This is a genomic window from Burkholderia sp. 10_S31 (genome assembly GCF_056930375.1).
In genome coordinates this window covers 2,068,976-2,084,590 of the sequence record NZ_JBXOWK010000003.1, presented here as the reverse complement: position 1 = coordinate 2,084,590, position 15,615 = coordinate 2,068,976, and the positions used below count along the sequence as shown (strand labels likewise).

Here is a 15,615-nt window from a genome sequence, read left to right as displayed (position 1 = left end):
CGTCTGCGATGCGGACAGACGTCGGTCCGCGGCGGGCGAGTTCTGCCCGTGCCTGACGGTGACGGCACCTCGATTTATGAGTGTCATTCATAGCGGCATGCGGTCTCGCGGCCTTCATCGGAGGCATCGTCGTCGCTATCATTCAATCGCTATCGTCGGCTCCGGTGATTTCGCGATGGGTGGTGCGATGCTGTCGGGTCAAATGCCGCGCATCGCCTGAAGGCCGGTTTCGAATTGCCTTGGTCGGATAGCGATGAGACTGGCCTTCCTGATTAAGGCCGCAACACGTGTCGTCGGCCGAAGCAGTTCGCATACTGCAAACCGGTTGGTGACGGCGCATCACGCGCCCTAACCAGCACGAAATCGCCCCATCGTGGTGTGTTCACTGAAACGGGGTGGATTTCGATGCATTTCGACGTTTCCGACACTGTCACATCCCACCTCTCTCACTAGGAACCTCGGCTTTGCCCGTGTGGAGAAAACGAATGGATTACCGATATCTGGGCGGCAGCGCTCTCAAGGTTTCGCCGCTGTGTCTCGGCGCAATGATGTTCGGCGGCGAGACGGACGAAGTCACGTCCCGCCGCATCCTCGACAAGGCGTTCGAGCAAGGTGTGAATTTCCTCGATACTGCGGATGTGTATCACGCGGGCCGCTCAGAGGAAGTCGTCGGTCGCGCGATTGCCGCGTGCCGGGACGATTGGGTCATCGCCACGAAGTTTGGCTACCCGGCGTCGGCCACCGCGCGACCGAACGAGCAGGGCCAGTCGCGAAAGTGGATCTTTAAGACAGTCGAGGCGAGTTTGAAGCGTTTGGGCACCGACTATATCGATGTGCTCTATTTCCATCGTGCGTTGCTCGACGCGCCGCTGGAGGAGGGGGTGCGCGCGATCGGCGATCTGATTAGACAAGGGAAGGTTCGTTATTTCGGGCTGTCCAACTTCCGCGGCTGGCGTATCGCTGAGGTCGTGCGTTTCGCCGACCAAATGGGCATCGACCGTCCTGTTGCGATCGAACCGGTCTACAACATGGTCGATCGCACGGCGGAGGTTGAGTTGCTGCCCGCTGCGTCTCACTACGGGATTGGGGCGGTGCCATACAGCCCGCTCGCGCGCGGGGTGCTGACCGGCAAATATGCGACCGACGGCTTGCCGCCTGCCGATTCCCGCGCCGGGCGCGGCGACAAACGGATTCAGCAAACCGAATGGCGCCCTGAATCGCTGGCAATCGCGCAGAAGCTTTCTGCATATGCGGCGGAGCGCGGCACGACACCGATCGCATTCGCGATCGCATGGGTGCTGAAGAACCGGATCGTTAGCTCGGTGATCGCGGGGCCTCGTACGGAAGCGCACTGGGACAGCTATCTCGATGCGCTGACGCTTGAACTCGGGCCGGATGACGAAGCCTTTGTCGACAGCTTGGTACCGCCGGGCCACGCATCGACGCCGGGCTACACCGATCCTAACTATCCTGTCGAAGGCCGGCTCGTTATCGCTTGATTGCCGGCAAGGATTGAATCGGCGGGGATGCTCCGGTCGTCGCTCGATCAAGGCCTCGTTGACATACCGGCTGCCGCCTGCAAACACTATTCAGCAAGAGACCTCCATGGTAGACAAATCGACTCTTTCGGACAAACAGAAGGCGATCGTGCCGATTGCAGCGTTCGCTGCCACCGGCGGGATGGTGGCACTCGATAATGCGCTGAACCGTGGACTGGACGTCGGGCTGACCGTGAGCGATGCCCGTGAGATTCTGCTGCAACTCTACGCTTATGCGGGTTTCCCCCGGGCATTGAACGCGTTGGGTCAGTTGATGAAAACGCTCGATGCGCGAAGGCAGCGCGGCATCGACGATGCACCGGGACGCTCACCTTCGGCGGATAGCCCGACGGGCGAGGCGCTGCTCGATGCCGGTACCGCCAATCAGACGCAACTGGCGGGCAGCCCAGTGAAGGGGCCGCTGTTCGATTTCGCGCCGGCGATAGACCGATTCCTGAAGACGCATCTTTTCGGCGACATTTTCGAACGCGACAACCTCGACTGGGCAAGCCGCGAGCTCGCGACGGTCGGCATGCTTGCCGCGATCTCCGGCGTCGAATCGCAATTGCTCGCCCATGTCCGGATCAGTCTGAATGTCGGATTAAGTTCCGCGCAGTTGCGCGAACTCGTACACGTTCTCGACGAAGCCGGCGACGCGGCCGCCGCCGTGCGCGTTCAGGCAGCGATCGACCAGCACCTCGACGCTGCGAAATAGGCCTCGCGCCGCATACCCCTCCCGTATCTGAGCATACGTGGGTCGCGTGCGGACTCGTGGACTGCGACACCGATTGAAGTTTCGCTTCGGCACCTACGTTTTGACTAGCTGCCGTATTGTTCGTCGCTGACCTGCTCTAGCCAGTCTACGTTGTTGCCGTCGTGAGTTTCCTGAATCGCTAGATGCGTCATTCCGACGGTCGCGCTGGCGCCATGCCAATGCTTGACACCGGGCGGACACCAGACGACGTCGCCGGCATGGATTTCATGCTTTCGGCCGTTCCATTCCTGCGTCCAGCCCACACCGGATGTCACAATTAGCGTCTGGCCAAGCGGATGCGTGTGCCACGCGGAGCGAGCGCCCGGCTCGAACGTTACTCTGCCGACCGAGACCCTCGAGGGCGCTTCCGCCTGTTTCATCTGCTGCACGCGGACAGCGCCTGTGAAATTGCGGCGGGGGCCTTCGATCGACGGCCGTGTGCTGCTGACCGAGATCGTCATGGCGGGCGACATGAACTCTTGAGCACAAACGGGATAATTCGATACCGCGAGCAGCAGCAATGTGACCGGCAGAATTGGTTTCATGGTGAAGAAAGGAACAAGCGCTGATGGAGGGACTGAATCGTAGGCGTCATCGACTGGGCCGCTTGTCGAGTACGTCTCGGACGATCGGAAGCGCTGTGAAGACGTTCGGCCAGCCCGCATAGAACGCCAGCTGCGTCAGTACCTCGGACGCTTCAGGGCGGGTCAGCCCATTGTCCATCGCACGATTCAGATGATAGGCGAGTTGCGCGACCTGACCAGTGGCGACGAGCGCGCTGACCGTCACGAGACTGCGGTCGCGCGGCGCAAGACCAGGTCGTAGCCAGAGGTCGTTGAACAAGGTGTCGCGGGTGAAGCTGACCACTCCGGGCGCAACCGTACCAAAGCTGTGTTGCACGGCCGACTCGCGGCGCGCTTCTGTGGCAGCGTCGATTGGGAGTCGAGCTTTGGATGCAGCCGAAAACTGCTCGACTGTGATACCTCGCTCGCGAAACACCGTCTGCATCGATCTTGCCGCCACTGTTGCATTGTCCCAGCCGGTATAGAACGCGAGATGCGCAACCAACTCTGACATCTCGACGGGGCTGACGCCACTGTCTAGCGTAAGGTTCACATAGGCAGGCAGATCCGTCGTCTGGTTCCTTGCGATCAACACGGACAGCGTCACAATGCTGCGATCACGGCGCGACAATTGCGGACGTCTCCACAGATCATCGAATACGACGTCGCTGGTATAGCGATCCAGGACCGGTGAGCCGGAGCCCAGGCTCGTCGACGTCGAAGTCGGCAGTCGGTGAAGGGGCAGGTCGGATTCTGCCGATACCGGTGCACACGCGGCGATATCGACAGAAATCAGCGCAACCACTAATGCGATCCATTTCATGCGGGAGTCTCCGTCAGGAGCGGTCAAAAAAGTGCCGCGATATAGGCGTGATCCAGGGGTACCGACCGGGTCGCCAGCGCATGACTTCTGCGAGGATCATGTGGTACCGCTTTTCATTTTCCTTGCAGCGATAAGCCAAATTTAACCGGTATGAGGCGGTGTTGGTAGCTACAGAAATCGGCTAAGCAGGATAAGCAACGCTCATCAATTGCGCGCCGTCGTATCGTAACCACATGGGACAACCGGTCTTGATCATCGAATTGGCATCGAGCCGGTGATGGCTCGGATTGCGATGCGCTGACCGATGGCATCGGCACTGACGCGCATGCCAATTGACATTCATGAACATTGTTGATGACGGCTTGCGAGTTTGCGGTCTTCATCAATCAAGTTTGCGCGCCTATGATCGCTGCTGTTGCAGTGATGATAGGCGCCGCGTCCTCGCATGTTTTACCCGGAAAGCATCTGCCATCCCGACCGTACCTGTAGCTAGTCGGATCTCCGGCCGGCCGTTAGCCGTACCGTTATCGCCTCCAAGGACTCCGATGCTTGCTACCGTGCTCCACGGACCGCGCGATATTCGTTTCGAAACGCGCTCCGATCCCGAAATTCTCCATCCTACTGATGCAATCGTACGCATCAGTGCAACCTGCGTATGCGGCTCGGACTTGTGGCCGTATCGGGGTATCCAGCCGTTCGGCGAGCCCATGCCTATGGGCCACGAATATTGCGGCATCGTAGAAGCAGTAGGTGCCGAGGTTCGCCACGTGAGGCCGGGTCAGTTTGTGATTGGCTCGTTCTTCGCGTCCGACAATAGCTGCCCTGTCTGTACCTTCGGGTATCAGTCGTCGTGCCGCCAGGCTGAATTCGTTGGCGGTGCGCAGGCTCCGCTGCTGCGCGTGCCACTTGCCGACGGCACACTCGTCGCAACACCAATGCTGCCGTCGCAGGGCATGTTGCCCGATCTGCTGTCGTTGTCAGATGTAATGGGAACCGGCTGGTTCGGGGCTGTTGCCGCACAGGTGCATCCCGGTGCAACCGTCGTAGTGGTTGGTGACGGTGCTGTGGGGCTATTGGCGGTGCTATCAGCCCGCCAAATGGGCGCCGAACGCATCATCGCGATGAGTCGGCATCAGTCTCGCCAGGCTATGGCGCAAGATTTCGGTGCTACCGATATCGTCGACGTACGCGGTGACGAAGGTGCCGAGCGGATTCGCGAAATGACAGCGGGACTAGGCGCCGATTGCGCGATTGAATGTGTCGGCACGCAAGAATCGATGATGCAGGCTATTCACGCGACTCGTATCGGCGGACATGTCGGTTATGTCGGCGTGCCGCACGGCGTGATGCTGAAGGGCGAGGAACTGTTCGTTGAGCACGTCCATCTGCACGGTGGACCGGCCCCCGTGCGGCAGTTCCTGCCGAAGCTGATCGGCCTGGTGCTAGAAGGCAAGCTACATCCGGGCAAGGTATTCGATCTGACGCTCCCGCTCGCCAATGTGGCCGAAGGTTATCGTGCGATGGACGAGCGGCGAGCGGTCAAGACCTTGCTGATGCCGTAACGCGGAACTGGAAAAAACACCGAGACTTGTGGCTCTTCCGGTGTCGATCGGCTGGGCAAGACGACGACGTTGGCGGCTCCGGTGCGCGCTTTTTCGGTCGATACACAAATATTGGCAACATGGAAATCCAATGAACATAACATTCGAAAATCAGGTCGCGCTCGTGACGGGTGCAGGTTCCGGTCTGGGTCTGGCGACCGTGCGCGCCTTCGCAGCATCCGGTGCAACGGTCGCCCTCGCCGATTACAACGAGGACGCAGTACAGAATGCGGCTAATACTTTGACAGCATCCGGACATCGTGCGATTGCAATCTGTTGCGACGTGTCAGATGACGCTCAGGTCGAGGCGATGGTTGCGCGGACGGTCGACGCGTTCGGCAGGCTGGATATCGCGTACAACAATGCCGGTGTGCAGAACGTACTCGCAGAGACAGCCGATTCCCCACGAGACGATTTCGACCGGATTATTGCGATCAACCTGCGCGGCATCTGGAGCTGCATGAAGTTCGAGCTGCAGCAGATGCGCAAACAGGGCAGCGGCACGATCGTCAACTGCTCGTCGCTTGGTGGGCTGGTGGGCGGCGCGGAGCGCGGGACCTATCACGCGGCGAAGCACGGAGTGCTCGGTCTGACCAAGAGCGCGGCGCTAGAATACGCTGCGCGCGGGATTCGCGTGAACGCAGTCTGCCCTGGGCTGATCTGGACGCCGATGGTCGATCAAATGGTCGCGGGCGGGCAGGGGCCGGCGCTCGAGGCAATGACAGCCAGCATTCCGATGCAGCGTCACGGGCGTCCAGAAGAAATTGCCGACGCCGTATTGTGGCTATCCAGCGCCATGGCAAGCTACGTGACCGGCCAATCGATCTCGGTCGACGGCGGGTTCGTTATGCGTTGACTTCGATGGGGCTTTGCTCGGGTCTTCGGCGAACTCTCCCAAGTATACGCGTCGTACCTGGTGCTAGTGAATCTTCGGTGGCCGCTTCCGAGGCTGTACTCACAAGCCGGCTTCCGCGATCAGCGTCCAGTTCGCTCCTTTAGCCAACTGGATGCAGTGACATCTCTACACTCTTGAGGTTGTGGCAGCCATTTTTGCGGTCAGGCCAAACTCAACGAGAAGTGACAGGCGGGAGCATCCGCTGTTGCCCGATGTTTCGCTGCGAACTCTGCTGGCGAAAGGTAATTCAGTGCGCTGTGCGGTCGTTCCTCGTTGTAGTCCTGGCGCCATGCCGCGATGATGACACGCGCATGCGCCAGACTCGTGAACCAGTGCTCGTTAAGGCATTCATTGTCGAATGATCGACCTTAAGACGCCGCGCTGTGCCGCCCAGCATTGCGGCTCGTGCGACTTCCAGAAAAATCCGAAGGTCGTTCCAGTTTGGGTTGATGACGGACATCTCTACTCCGATCCGCACGATTGCAAGAGCAAACCCTTAAGCGAACACCCTACGAATCCGGAAAACGGAGGAACGCCTGGGATTGGATCCCCGGAGCGTTGCAAAAATGCAAGGGGGCACGCAGATTCGCTCGTTTTCGACACTGTATTGAGGAGATAGGCTTCACCCCCGGGTCACCGTTCATCGCTGAGTGCGGAGAAGAAGGCACTGCACGAAGTGCAGTAACAGGAGCAGCATGCTGTCGGGATCGACAATCAGTCCCGCTATAGCTCGTGCTAGTTCTGTCGCGTTGCCGAAACACAAAAGGCGTGGGGCCACCTTTGCCTGACTCCGGCGCCAAATTGTAGTTGCTTTGATGTCGTTTGTGATCCTGGATCTGATGCTTTTGTCGCTGTATGACAAAAATATGGACTGCCAATTTCAGGTGGGCGTATTGACGAAGATGCTTGGAACACGTGTGACTGAGTTGGGTGAGGTCACGGTAACCGACTGCTGCATGCCGCGCTTTCAGCAAACATTGGATACCAGTGGCGATGTCGTTCCCGAAACGTACGCGCACGGGTACTTCCTAAGCCTGAAGAAAATGGAAGAATGGGTGGAGAACCACGCATCTCATATGGCGATATTTGGCGCAGCGATTGCCAGGTACAAGAAGTATGGAGCGTCGAATCAGTTGCGAACTTGGCACGGAGTGTACGTGCTGCCTGCCCATGGGCAGCGTTTCGAATACATCAACTGTCACGAAAAAAACAGGTTTGCTGCCTTGGTTTACTGGGATCGCGCTGTAGCAGAATGATATTTGAAAATAGAGTGTTATCGCGGCGGCAAGGGCTCAAGTATAGATCTCCGCGGCAAGAAATGCAGAAGGCATCCGTGCGGGCAACCCGTTCGAGTGGTTAGTGTCAAGAATAGCTAATATCAGTCAAAGTTCGTTGTAAATAATTCAATCCAATCTATATAAGTAGATATCAAATAAATTTAGATTCGCATCTGGTTTGGTGGCGGTGCTTTTTGGTCCTCATCCGCCGGGGCGATCTTTAGTTATTAAAGTAACATGGAGACATTTGAATGGACAAAACGATCGAATCTTGCGAAGGCGTGAGTTGTTATTCCCAGGTGAAAGCAGTGCCATTCACCAGGTATGACGCTGGCTGGGTGGTAATGTGCATGGGAATGGCAATCGGGTCCAGCATCATTTTCATGCCCATTCAGATGGGGGTTAAAGGAATTTGGGTATCGATTGTCTCGTTGGCAATTGCTTATCCGGCGGTATATTATGTTTCGAAAATATACCTATTATCTCTTGCTTCCAGCGATGTGTGTGAAAGTTATTCAAGCATAATAACTCAGTATTTAGGGAAAAATTGGGGCGCAGCCATGGGCGTCATGTACTTCATGACGCTGTTAAAGTTGATGTTGACGTATGCATCGACTGTCGTTCGGGATAGTTTATTCTATCTTAAAACATTCGGCGTCGTTCGCGAATCATTTTCGACATCGGGATATTATGCATTTGCGCTGATCGGAGTTATGGTCCTGTTGGCGTCACGCGGAGAGCGTCTTCTTTTCAAGATTTCCGGGCCGATGATCGTTATGAAGCTGGGGATCATCATCTTCTTATCTATTTCGATGGTGCCATATTGGGAAATTAAAAATATCGGAATAAATGTGCTTCCTGGTGGTTGGGTTTTTGTTAGAGACTTACTGCTGACGTTGCCATTTGCGATGTTCTCCATAGTATTTGTGCAAATCTTGAATCCGATGAATATTGCATTCCGGAAATTGGAGGGCGATGTGGGTGTCGCAAATTTCCGATCTCTTCGAGTGATGCGATATGCATATTCGATTCTGGTTGTCTGTGTTCTATTTTTTGCATTTTCATTTCTTCTTTCGATCGATCGGGGTGATGCGAAATATGCCTTGGAAAACAATATTTCAGCATTGGCATTGGCAGCGAGGGTGATGCCGAGTGCGGCGATCAAGGTTCTATCGATTGTGTTAAGCGTCGCTGCAGTTTTCTCAGCGTTTTTCGGCGTTTACTTGGGATTTCATGACGCGGCAAAGGGACTTGTTGTAAATTTGGTCGATCGGTTTTTTGTGCGCAGCGCGTCTTTCAATCGAATGCTGCCGTTTGGCGTTGCGACTGCATCGGTGGTGCTGCTGGTTGTGTGGGTTGTTTTCGGATTTACCGCTATGACGCTTATTCAGGTAGGTACGCCAATATTTGGAATCGTGTCATGCTTGATTCCATGTTATCTTGTATGGAAGGTCCCTTCACTTCGAAAATTGAGGTCGAATTCGGTATGGCTTGTAATGTTTTTTGGTGTATTGCTCGTCGTTTCACCATTTTTGAAGATGTTCGAGTAATGAATGGTCGGATGCTCCGTAGCGCAGTGGCCATTTTTATGGTCGACTATTGTTGGGGCGGTCTTTGTTAAGGTTAGGTAATCGAAGATGAAACTTGAAAATGAATCGGAGGATTGGGCGCTTAGTACCAAGCTGACGATGTTGGGCAGAAATCCTGATGATCAGTATGGTTTTGTCAATCCTGCTCTTTATAAGGGGTCGACGATTGTATATCGAACTCTTGAGAATTTTGAGGGGAGACGCCTTCGTTTTCATTATGGCACCTATGGCTCGCCGACCATCGCGAATCTGGAAGATGCATGGACTAGTCTCACTGGGGGCGCAGGCACGGTGTTGTCTCCATCTGGCTTGGGGTCGGTTACGCTGGCGCTACTAACACTTACAAAGGCTGGTGACCATATTCTTATTCCTGACACCATTTATCGGCCGTCGAGGACATTTTGTGACGGATTGCTAAAAAGGTTCGGAGTTCGGGCGGAATATTATGATCCTATGCTTGGGGAAAATGTCGAAACTCTTGTTCGACCTAACACGACAACGATCTTTATGGAATCTCCAGGGTCACAAACCATGGAGGTTCAGGATGTTCCGGCGATTGTTACTGTCGCTAAAAAGTATGGAATTAAGACGATTCTCGATAATACCTGGGCGACCCCGCTATTCTTTGATGCGCATTCTTATGGAGTCGATATTTCTGTGGAGGCAGGGACGAAGTATCTCGGTGGCCACTCGGATTTGCTTCTCGGGCTAGCATCTGCAAACAGTGAGACTTGGCCAGCGCTGCGAGCAACCTACGACGCGATGGCGATGTTGCCTGGCGCTGAGGATTGCTTGCTCGCGTTGCGTGGTATGAGGACTATGCATCTCAGAGTCAAGGCGGCAGAAAAAAGTGCGCTCGACCTTGCCGGCTGGCTAAAGGAGCGGACGGAGGTGGCGAGAGTGCTTCATCCTGCATTTGAGGATTGTCCCGGACATGACATTTGGAAGCGAGATTTCAAAGGCGCGACGGGGCTGTTCTCTATAGTGCTTGCGGACCGCTTCAGTCATGCTGGCCTGAAGAATATGTTGGACGGTATGTCGGTATTCAGCATGGGGCTTTCTTGGGGCGGGTACGAAAGTCTGATCGTTCCGTGCAACTGTGAGAGCTACCGCACTGTCACCAGTTGGTCTCCGGGTGGTCTTGTACTGCGAATTCAGGTTGGCCTGGAGGATGTCGACGATCTAAAGCGAGACTTGGCGCGCGGATTCGAGCGCTTGCGCTTGGCGGCGTGATGCCGAGCGCGGCCCGCTGGCAAAAGGGGACTGGAAACTGGAAATGAATTGCGTCATCGGACCGCCTCGGTATGAGCGTTGAATGTGCGAACGCACCATCGATTGACATCGTGTTTGTGTCAATGCTTCCTCCAGTTGAAGCTCGTCGACCTGATACGTAGCGAGAGGGATGGATAGAGATACGCGACATGCTCAAAGAAGTGCTTGCACTTCCGGGGCAGCTTCATGGAGCACGGGTAGGGCACGGTGATCTGCACCGATGCGTTGCCTACCCGATCGATCACCTCGCGCCTGTACTTGGCCACGACGTGGAACAGGTCGTAGACCACCTCGGCCTGCGGACACTGCGCCTGGATTTCCAGCGCGTAGGCCATGGTCATGTCGATCGCGACTGCTTCGATGCGCTCGGCGACACCCTCAGGAAGCTGCTCGAAGAAGGCGCGGGCCGTCTCGCGCGAGCGTCCCGATCCAATCCAGAGTACCTGCCGGCCGATCGGATCGACCACCACCGTGGCATACCGATGGCCTTTATGGGGTGCAAACTCGTCCATCGCCAGATAGCGGATCGTCGACCAGTCCGGCTTGGCGACTCGTTCTCGCAATCGCATCTTGTCGATCGATTTGACCGTGTGCCAGCCCAGATCGTAGAAGGCCGCCACGGCTTGCACACTGGCTGCCTGCAGCAACTTCTCGCAAGCCTTGGCGAACCGCTCCGTCACGCGTTGGTAGCGGCCCAGCCAGTCCAGTTTCTCCCGCCGCGGTCCGCCGCAGTGTTCGCACCAGACTCGGCGGCGCGGGACGTGCAGCACCGCCCGGTACTCAAACAGCGGCAAATCGCGCACCCGGCGAACCGTCGTCTCATGGATTTGATGGCACCATGCATGCACCGCATTGCTCGCAATACATGACCTTGCTTACCGGCTTCAGATATAGCGAGAGCGTACGGATTTCTCCTTCCGGCCATTCCACCCGCTCCAACCGATAGCCTTTCCAGCAGCCCAGCGCCTGAAGTGCCTTGCGATCGAGCAATTCCGCCTCCTGACCCCTATCAAATCAGGCATCAGGTTACGCAATCACGCTACAAGGTTCCATGGTTTCCTACGATGAACCAAAAAAATGCCGCTGATCATCATGGTTGCGGAAGTCGAGCAGGGTGACAGTAGGAGCAGGCGCGCAGGAGGATACAAATTTCTTCTGTTCCGCTACCGCCATCGTCCGTCGTCATAGATGTGGTGCGCGTTGGCCAACGACCACGTAATTGGATGGGTATTTACCACGTCGAGCGCTCATGGAAAAGCGTGTCTGGGTCTAGTGCAATCTACCTCCGGATGAACTGGGCGCTACGCGGCAGCGGATAGTCACGCGCGATGGTGTCCTGGAGGAAGCGGGTCACCGTCTTGATTCTAGCGAGATACTGCAACTCCCTATGCACCGTCATCCATACGGTGCGCTTGACCTTGAGCTTTCCAGCAAGAATCTGGACCAACCCGAATCGTTCGGCACGCGAGAAGGAAGGTAGCATTACGATGCCTGCACTATTAACGGCAGCAAACAGCTGAGCAATCATGCTGGACGATTGGAACGAAAGTCGAGGACTTGTCACGGCCTCGTCCAGCCAACGCACTGTATCGAGTTGAATCAGGTCGTCAACATAGGATGCGAATTGATGATCGTGCAGACTCGCCACGTCGACCGGTGTTCCGTGCTGAGCCAAGTACGCGGGCGAGGCATACAAGTGCAGCGCAAACTCGCCAATCGGCATGACATCAAGTGCTTTGCCTTCCGGTGGAAAGAAGCTCAGGAAGATGTCCGCCTCGCGCTGGTTCACGTGCATCTGCTGGGTGGTGGTAACCAATTCAACAGAGATTTTCGCGTGGGTTTCTTTTAGTCTGACGAACTCACCGGCCAAATACAACGAAGCGATGCCTTCCATCGTCCCAACACGGACGGTCCCGGACGGTTCTTGATGTGATCCGCCGAGCGCGTCTGCAAGTGCGACGGCGTCGGCTTCCATCGCCTCAACATACTGAACGATTTCTCGTCCCCGAGCCGTAATGTGAAGTCCCTGATTGTCCCGTTCGAAAACCGGCGAGTTAATTGCCTCCTCCAGCCGCGCGATATGGCGGCTGATCGTCGAATGGTCGACCTTAAGACGCCGTGCTGCGCCACCTAGCGTTCCGGACCGCGCGACTTCCAGAAAAATCCGCAGGTCGTTCCAGTTTGGGTTGATCACGGACATATCGACTCCGATCTGCAAGATTGCAAGGGGAAACCCCTAAACGAATACCCTGTGGGCCACTGAAAACAGGCAGAGTGCCATAGATCAGGCCTTTGCCACGTTGCAAAAATGCAAGGCGACGCGCAAATTCGCTCGTTTTCGAGATTTTATCGACAAGCTAGGCTTCTTCCCAAGGTCATCGTCGGGGCCCTGACTACACTGAAAGCAGGTGCTGCGCGAGGCGAGTATCCAGAGAGCAAAGATCGACGGAGATCGATGAACGACTTAGAGTCCCGTGCTCTTCGTGCTAGCACCGGCCAGCGCGCGCTACTCGAACATTTCGCTGTCGTACCGCATTGGGATGAAGCACCTCGGCGGCTCGAGTTCGATTTCGGGACCGGATCACGACAGACCCAGGCGACATCGACGGCGGGTCCCGGATCGATGCCAATTGCCGTAACTCCGCTTGTTAGCGCGGCTCAGACGTTTCTGGGGACGAGGGACTGGAAAGCGGACCGCTAATTGTTGGAGCCGTAATGACGAAAATGCTTGAAACACGGGTGACCGAGTCGGGTGATGTCACGCTGACTCACAGGGGCTTCATGCTTCGCTACCCGGAGCGAGGCGTGGCGGAGTTGACATCGTACGTTACCAGTGAGGACTCGCTTTTTATCGTCACGCACATGTCTCTAGTAGAGATCAGACCCGAGAGTTGGCGATTGTATGTCGGTGGCCTGACTGACGCGCAAAGAACATTCACGCTTGAGGACATTCGTGCTTTTGGGCAGCATGAGATCTTGTCTGTTCACGAGTGTGCAGGTAGTCCCCTTACGCCCAACGAGCCCAAGCGCCGAGTAGGTAACGTCGTCTGGCGTGGCGCGCGACTCGGGGACGTGCTGACGAGTTGTGGTCTTGGGGCAGATGCAGCTTATGTCTGGACCCAAGGGCTTGAGTGGGGTGAGTTCGCGGGCCTGAAGGATGAACCCTTTATCAAGGACCTTCCGCTATGGAAGGCGTTGTCGCCTGAGGTGTTGCTGGCGGTGTCGATGAATGGTGAGCCGCTTACGCCGCAACGAGGTGGTCCCGTGCGACTGGTTGTTCCGGGTTGGTATGGAACGAACTCGGTGAAGTGGGTTGGCCGGATTTCAGTCGCTAGCACTCGGGCACCGGGGTCTTACACGACAAAATTCTACAATGACCCCACGCCAACGGGAATGAAGCCGGTGTGGGGCATTGCGCCTGAAAGCATCATCGTTTGGCCAGCCGGCGACGTGCGGCTGCGAGCCAACGAGGAGTTCTGCATCAAGGGATGGGCATGGGCGGAAGATGGGGTGTCGAGAGTCGAGGTAAGTGTCGACGGCGGGCTGAGTTGGCTTGATGCGGCGGTCGGAGCGCGCGAGGGATTTGGATGGCAGTCGTTCTCGATTCTTGTATCACTTGAAGCTGGGGTGCGCAGATTGTCATGCCGATGCTTTGACACGGGCGGGCATGGTCAACCTGAGGCTCTTGCACGTAACGCAATTCACTCAATCAACATTGAGATGTTGGAGTAGTGACGGTCACTCACGTCTGGCGTACACCGATATGCACGATACGTGTGCGTCTATGCGCGTTAGTGGCCCAATCACACATCGCAAAAATGCAGAGGCCCATGCGAATTCGCCAGTTTTCTCCATGTTTTCGGCTATAAAAGATGAGGCCACATTAAACCGCGGGAGCTTCCCAAATCCATGGGGACTTTCTGGCGGAGTGTCTATTGTTTTACGAATTTAGTGTCAATTTTCGTGGTTTAGAAAGTTGGAATTACCGATACGCAAGACGACAAATTTCTGACTTGCATCCATTTAGAAACTGTTGAGGTCAATATGATTCTTCCTAGCGTCAAAGTCGCGGCCGCACATGTCGCATCTGTCTATATGAACGCACTGGCAACAGTGCAGAAAGCAGTTTCGATTATCGAGGAGGCGAGCCGGAACGGCGCCGAACTTATTTCCTTTCCCGAGTCGTTCATTCCGGGGTTTCCTGTTTGGGCGGCGCTATGGGCGCCGATTTATAACCACGACCGGTTCAAGAGAATGGCTCAGAACAGCATCGACGTCGCAGGCCCGGAAATTGCGGAGATTTGCGCAGCGGCGAAGCGCTGCGGAGTGTTCGTCTCGATTGGCTTCAGCGAATCGACTGACGTGAGCGTAGGCTGCTTGTGGAACTCGATCGTCCTTATTTCCGATAGCGGGGAAATTATCAATCATCATCGCAAGCTCGTCCCAACCTTCTACGAGAAGATGGTCTGGGCGTCGGGGGATGGTCACGGCTTGAAAGTGAGCGACACACGTGTCGGTAAGATCGGCGCGCTTATCTGCGGCGAAAACACAAACCCACTCGCGCGCTACTCGCTTGCAGCACAAGGAGAGCAGATTCATATCTCAGCGTGGCCGGCTATCTGGCCAACGCGGCCACCCAGTTCGGGGGCGAACTTCGACAACCTGGCGGCTAACCGAATTCGCGCCGGCGGCCATTCGTTTGAGGCAAAGGCATTTGGCATCCTGAATGCCGGATTCATGGACAAGACTATGCTCGACGCATTGCTTTCGAGTGGCGACAAGCAGGCTGAAGAAGTACTCGAGACAACACCCCGTGCAGCAACCCAGTTTCTCGACCCGACAGGTGCGGTTGTCGGCGATACGTTGCAGACGGAGGAGGGAATTGCATATGCAACATTCGATCTGGAGCAGTGTGTGGAACCAAAGCAGTTCCACGACATCGTTGGCTATTACAACCGATTCGATGTGTTCGACCTGACTATCGATCGCCGACGTCTTGTACCTGCTAAGTTTCGCGATGGGTTTTCTTTCGAGAAGGAGTCGGTGCGTGCGGGAGACGAAAAACTGACTGAAGGCACGCCTTCTTCAACTGCTTGAGAAGAATTCTCGAGATGCGGTGGCAAGAGAGGTAATGCAACAGGTTCGAGGTGCCCCTTGGCTGGTGATGGTTCGTCAGAAAAGAATCATGGATTTGGTGTGCCGAAGAGACGCCATGCCTAGTAAGTAGTGCGCCATTGAATGGGTCGCTGACCAAGATCATTCAGTCCGCTCGGCCGCCGCTACGCCGTCAGTAGATTTATGTA

The 15,615-nt window shown here is 56.0% G+C and carries 12 protein-coding genes and 2 pseudogenes; 9 read left to right on the top strand and 5 right to left on the bottom strand.

Going from position 1 to position 15,615, the window contains the following annotated elements:
- The first annotated feature begins 485 nt into the window (after nucleotides 1–485).
- Both AC1Z3W_RS29840 and AC1Z3W_RS29835 read left to right on the top strand, forming a co-directional pair.
- Nucleotides 486–1,499, top strand: coding sequence for an aldo/keto reductase (locus AC1Z3W_RS29840; protein WP_483509124.1), 1,014 nt, complete (start codon nucleotides 486–488; stop codon nucleotides 1,497–1,499).
- Between the two features lie 106 nt (nucleotides 1,500–1,605).
- Entirely contained in the window at nucleotides 1,606–2,253 is a 648-nt protein-coding gene (locus AC1Z3W_RS29835; protein WP_483509122.1) for a carboxymuconolactone decarboxylase family protein, read from the top strand.
- A 104-nt stretch (nucleotides 2,254–2,357) separates the two neighbouring features.
- On the opposite strand, the gene AC1Z3W_RS29830 is transcribed toward AC1Z3W_RS29835, so the two are convergent.
- Together AC1Z3W_RS29830 and AC1Z3W_RS29825 are read right to left on the bottom strand one after the other, a co-directional pair.
- Nucleotides 2,358–2,837: a (R)-mandelonitrile lyase gene (locus AC1Z3W_RS29830; RefSeq protein ID WP_483509120.1), complete on the bottom strand. Its 480-nt coding sequence runs from the start codon at nucleotides 2,835–2,837 to the stop codon at nucleotides 2,358–2,360.
- A 46-nt stretch (nucleotides 2,838–2,883) separates the two neighbouring features.
- Entirely contained in the window at nucleotides 2,884–3,678 is a 795-nt protein-coding gene (locus tag AC1Z3W_RS29825) for a carboxymuconolactone decarboxylase family protein (RefSeq protein ID WP_483509119.1), read from the bottom strand.
- 545 nt (nucleotides 3,679–4,223) lie between these two features.
- Here AC1Z3W_RS29825 and AC1Z3W_RS29820 point away from each other — a divergent pair.
- The gene (locus AC1Z3W_RS29820; RefSeq protein ID WP_483509118.1) at nucleotides 4,224–5,240 is read left to right on the top strand and encodes a zinc-dependent alcohol dehydrogenase family protein; all 1,017 of its coding nucleotides are present in this window, start codon (nucleotides 4,224–4,226) and stop codon (nucleotides 5,238–5,240) included.
- 130 nt (nucleotides 5,241–5,370) lie between these two features.
- Nucleotides 5,371–6,135: an SDR family NAD(P)-dependent oxidoreductase gene (locus AC1Z3W_RS29815; protein ID WP_483509117.1), complete on the top strand. Its 765-nt coding sequence runs from the start codon at nucleotides 5,371–5,373 to the stop codon at nucleotides 6,133–6,135.
- A gap of 200 nt (nucleotides 6,136–6,335) precedes the next feature.
- On the opposite strand, the pseudogene AC1Z3W_RS29810 reads toward AC1Z3W_RS29815, so the two are convergent.
- Nucleotides 6,336–6,533: pseudogene (locus tag AC1Z3W_RS29810) on the bottom strand (integrase core domain-containing protein); the annotation flags it as partial.
- Nucleotides 6,534–6,989: 456 nt separating this feature from the next.
- Here AC1Z3W_RS29810 and AC1Z3W_RS29805 point away from each other — a divergent pair.
- The 3 genes from AC1Z3W_RS29805 (at nucleotide 6,990) to metC (ending at nucleotide 10,273) form a co-directional block, all read left to right on the top strand.
- Nucleotides 6,990–7,430: a phenylacetaldoxime dehydratase family protein gene (locus tag AC1Z3W_RS29805; RefSeq protein WP_483509116.1), complete on the top strand. Its 441-nt coding sequence runs from the start codon at nucleotides 6,990–6,992 to the stop codon at nucleotides 7,428–7,430.
- 272 nt (nucleotides 7,431–7,702) lie between these two features.
- Complete coding sequence (locus AC1Z3W_RS29800) at nucleotides 7,703–9,001, top strand: amino acid permease (protein ID WP_483509115.1); 1,299 nt, start codon at nucleotides 7,703–7,705, stop codon at nucleotides 8,999–9,001.
- An 87-nt stretch (nucleotides 9,002–9,088) separates the two neighbouring features.
- Nucleotides 9,089–10,273, top strand: coding sequence for a cystathionine beta-lyase (metC, locus tag AC1Z3W_RS29795; RefSeq protein WP_483509114.1), 1,185 nt, complete (start codon nucleotides 9,089–9,091; stop codon nucleotides 10,271–10,273).
- 269 nt (nucleotides 10,274–10,542) lie between these two features.
- Here metC and AC1Z3W_RS29790 read toward each other — a convergent pair.
- Both AC1Z3W_RS29790 and AC1Z3W_RS29785 read right to left on the bottom strand, forming a co-directional pair.
- Nucleotides 10,543–11,302: pseudogene (locus AC1Z3W_RS29790) on the bottom strand (ISL3 family transposase); the annotation flags it as partial.
- A 289-nt stretch (nucleotides 11,303–11,591) separates the two neighbouring features.
- Nucleotides 11,592–12,512 (bottom strand): LysR family transcriptional regulator, encoded by a 921-nt coding sequence (locus AC1Z3W_RS29785; RefSeq protein WP_483509113.1) that lies wholly within the window; start codon nucleotides 12,510–12,512, stop codon nucleotides 11,592–11,594.
- Nucleotides 12,513–13,027: 515 nt separating this feature from the next.
- Between AC1Z3W_RS29785 and AC1Z3W_RS29780 the strand changes: the two genes are divergently transcribed.
- On the top strand, nucleotides 13,028–14,044 hold the full coding sequence (locus AC1Z3W_RS29780) for a molybdopterin-dependent oxidoreductase (protein ID WP_483509112.1): 1,017 nt from the start codon (nucleotides 13,028–13,030) through the stop codon (nucleotides 14,042–14,044).
- 312 nt (nucleotides 14,045–14,356) lie between these two features.
- Entirely contained in the window at nucleotides 14,357–15,409 is a 1,053-nt protein-coding gene (locus AC1Z3W_RS29775; protein WP_483509110.1) for a carbon-nitrogen hydrolase family protein, read from the top strand.
- The last annotated feature ends 206 nt before the right edge of the window (nucleotides 15,410–15,615 follow it).

Excerpts from the sequence above, each read along its gene's own strand:
- AC1Z3W_RS29840 (WP_483509124.1), top strand. The coding sequence starts at position 486 with ATGGATTACCGATATCTGGGCGGCAGCGCTCTCAAGGTTTCGCCGCTG.
- AC1Z3W_RS29835 (WP_483509122.1), top strand. The coding sequence starts at position 1,606 with ATGGTAGACAAATCGACTCTTTCGGACAAACAGAAGGCGATCGTGCCG.
- AC1Z3W_RS29830 (WP_483509120.1), bottom strand. The coding sequence starts at position 2,837 with ATGAAACCAATTCTGCCGGTCACATTGCTGCTGCTCGCGGTATCGAAT.
- AC1Z3W_RS29825 (WP_483509119.1), bottom strand. The coding sequence starts at position 3,678 with ATGAAATGGATCGCATTAGTGGTTGCGCTGATTTCTGTCGATATCGCC.
- AC1Z3W_RS29820 (WP_483509118.1), top strand. The coding sequence starts at position 4,224 with ATGCTTGCTACCGTGCTCCACGGACCGCGCGATATTCGTTTCGAAACG.
- AC1Z3W_RS29815 (WP_483509117.1), top strand. The coding sequence starts at position 5,371 with ATGAACATAACATTCGAAAATCAGGTCGCGCTCGTGACGGGTGCAGGT.
- AC1Z3W_RS29805 (WP_483509116.1), top strand. The coding sequence starts at position 6,990 with ATGTCGTTTGTGATCCTGGATCTGATGCTTTTGTCGCTGTATGACAAA.
- AC1Z3W_RS29800 (WP_483509115.1), top strand. The coding sequence starts at position 7,703 with ATGGACAAAACGATCGAATCTTGCGAAGGCGTGAGTTGTTATTCCCAG.
- metC (WP_483509114.1), top strand. The coding sequence starts at position 9,089 with ATGAAACTTGAAAATGAATCGGAGGATTGGGCGCTTAGTACCAAGCTG.
- AC1Z3W_RS29785 (WP_483509113.1), bottom strand. The coding sequence starts at position 12,512 with ATGTCCGTGATCAACCCAAACTGGAACGACCTGCGGATTTTTCTGGAA.
- AC1Z3W_RS29780 (WP_483509112.1), top strand. The coding sequence starts at position 13,028 with ATGACGAAAATGCTTGAAACACGGGTGACCGAGTCGGGTGATGTCACG.
- AC1Z3W_RS29775 (WP_483509110.1), top strand. The coding sequence starts at position 14,357 with ATGATTCTTCCTAGCGTCAAAGTCGCGGCCGCACATGTCGCATCTGTC.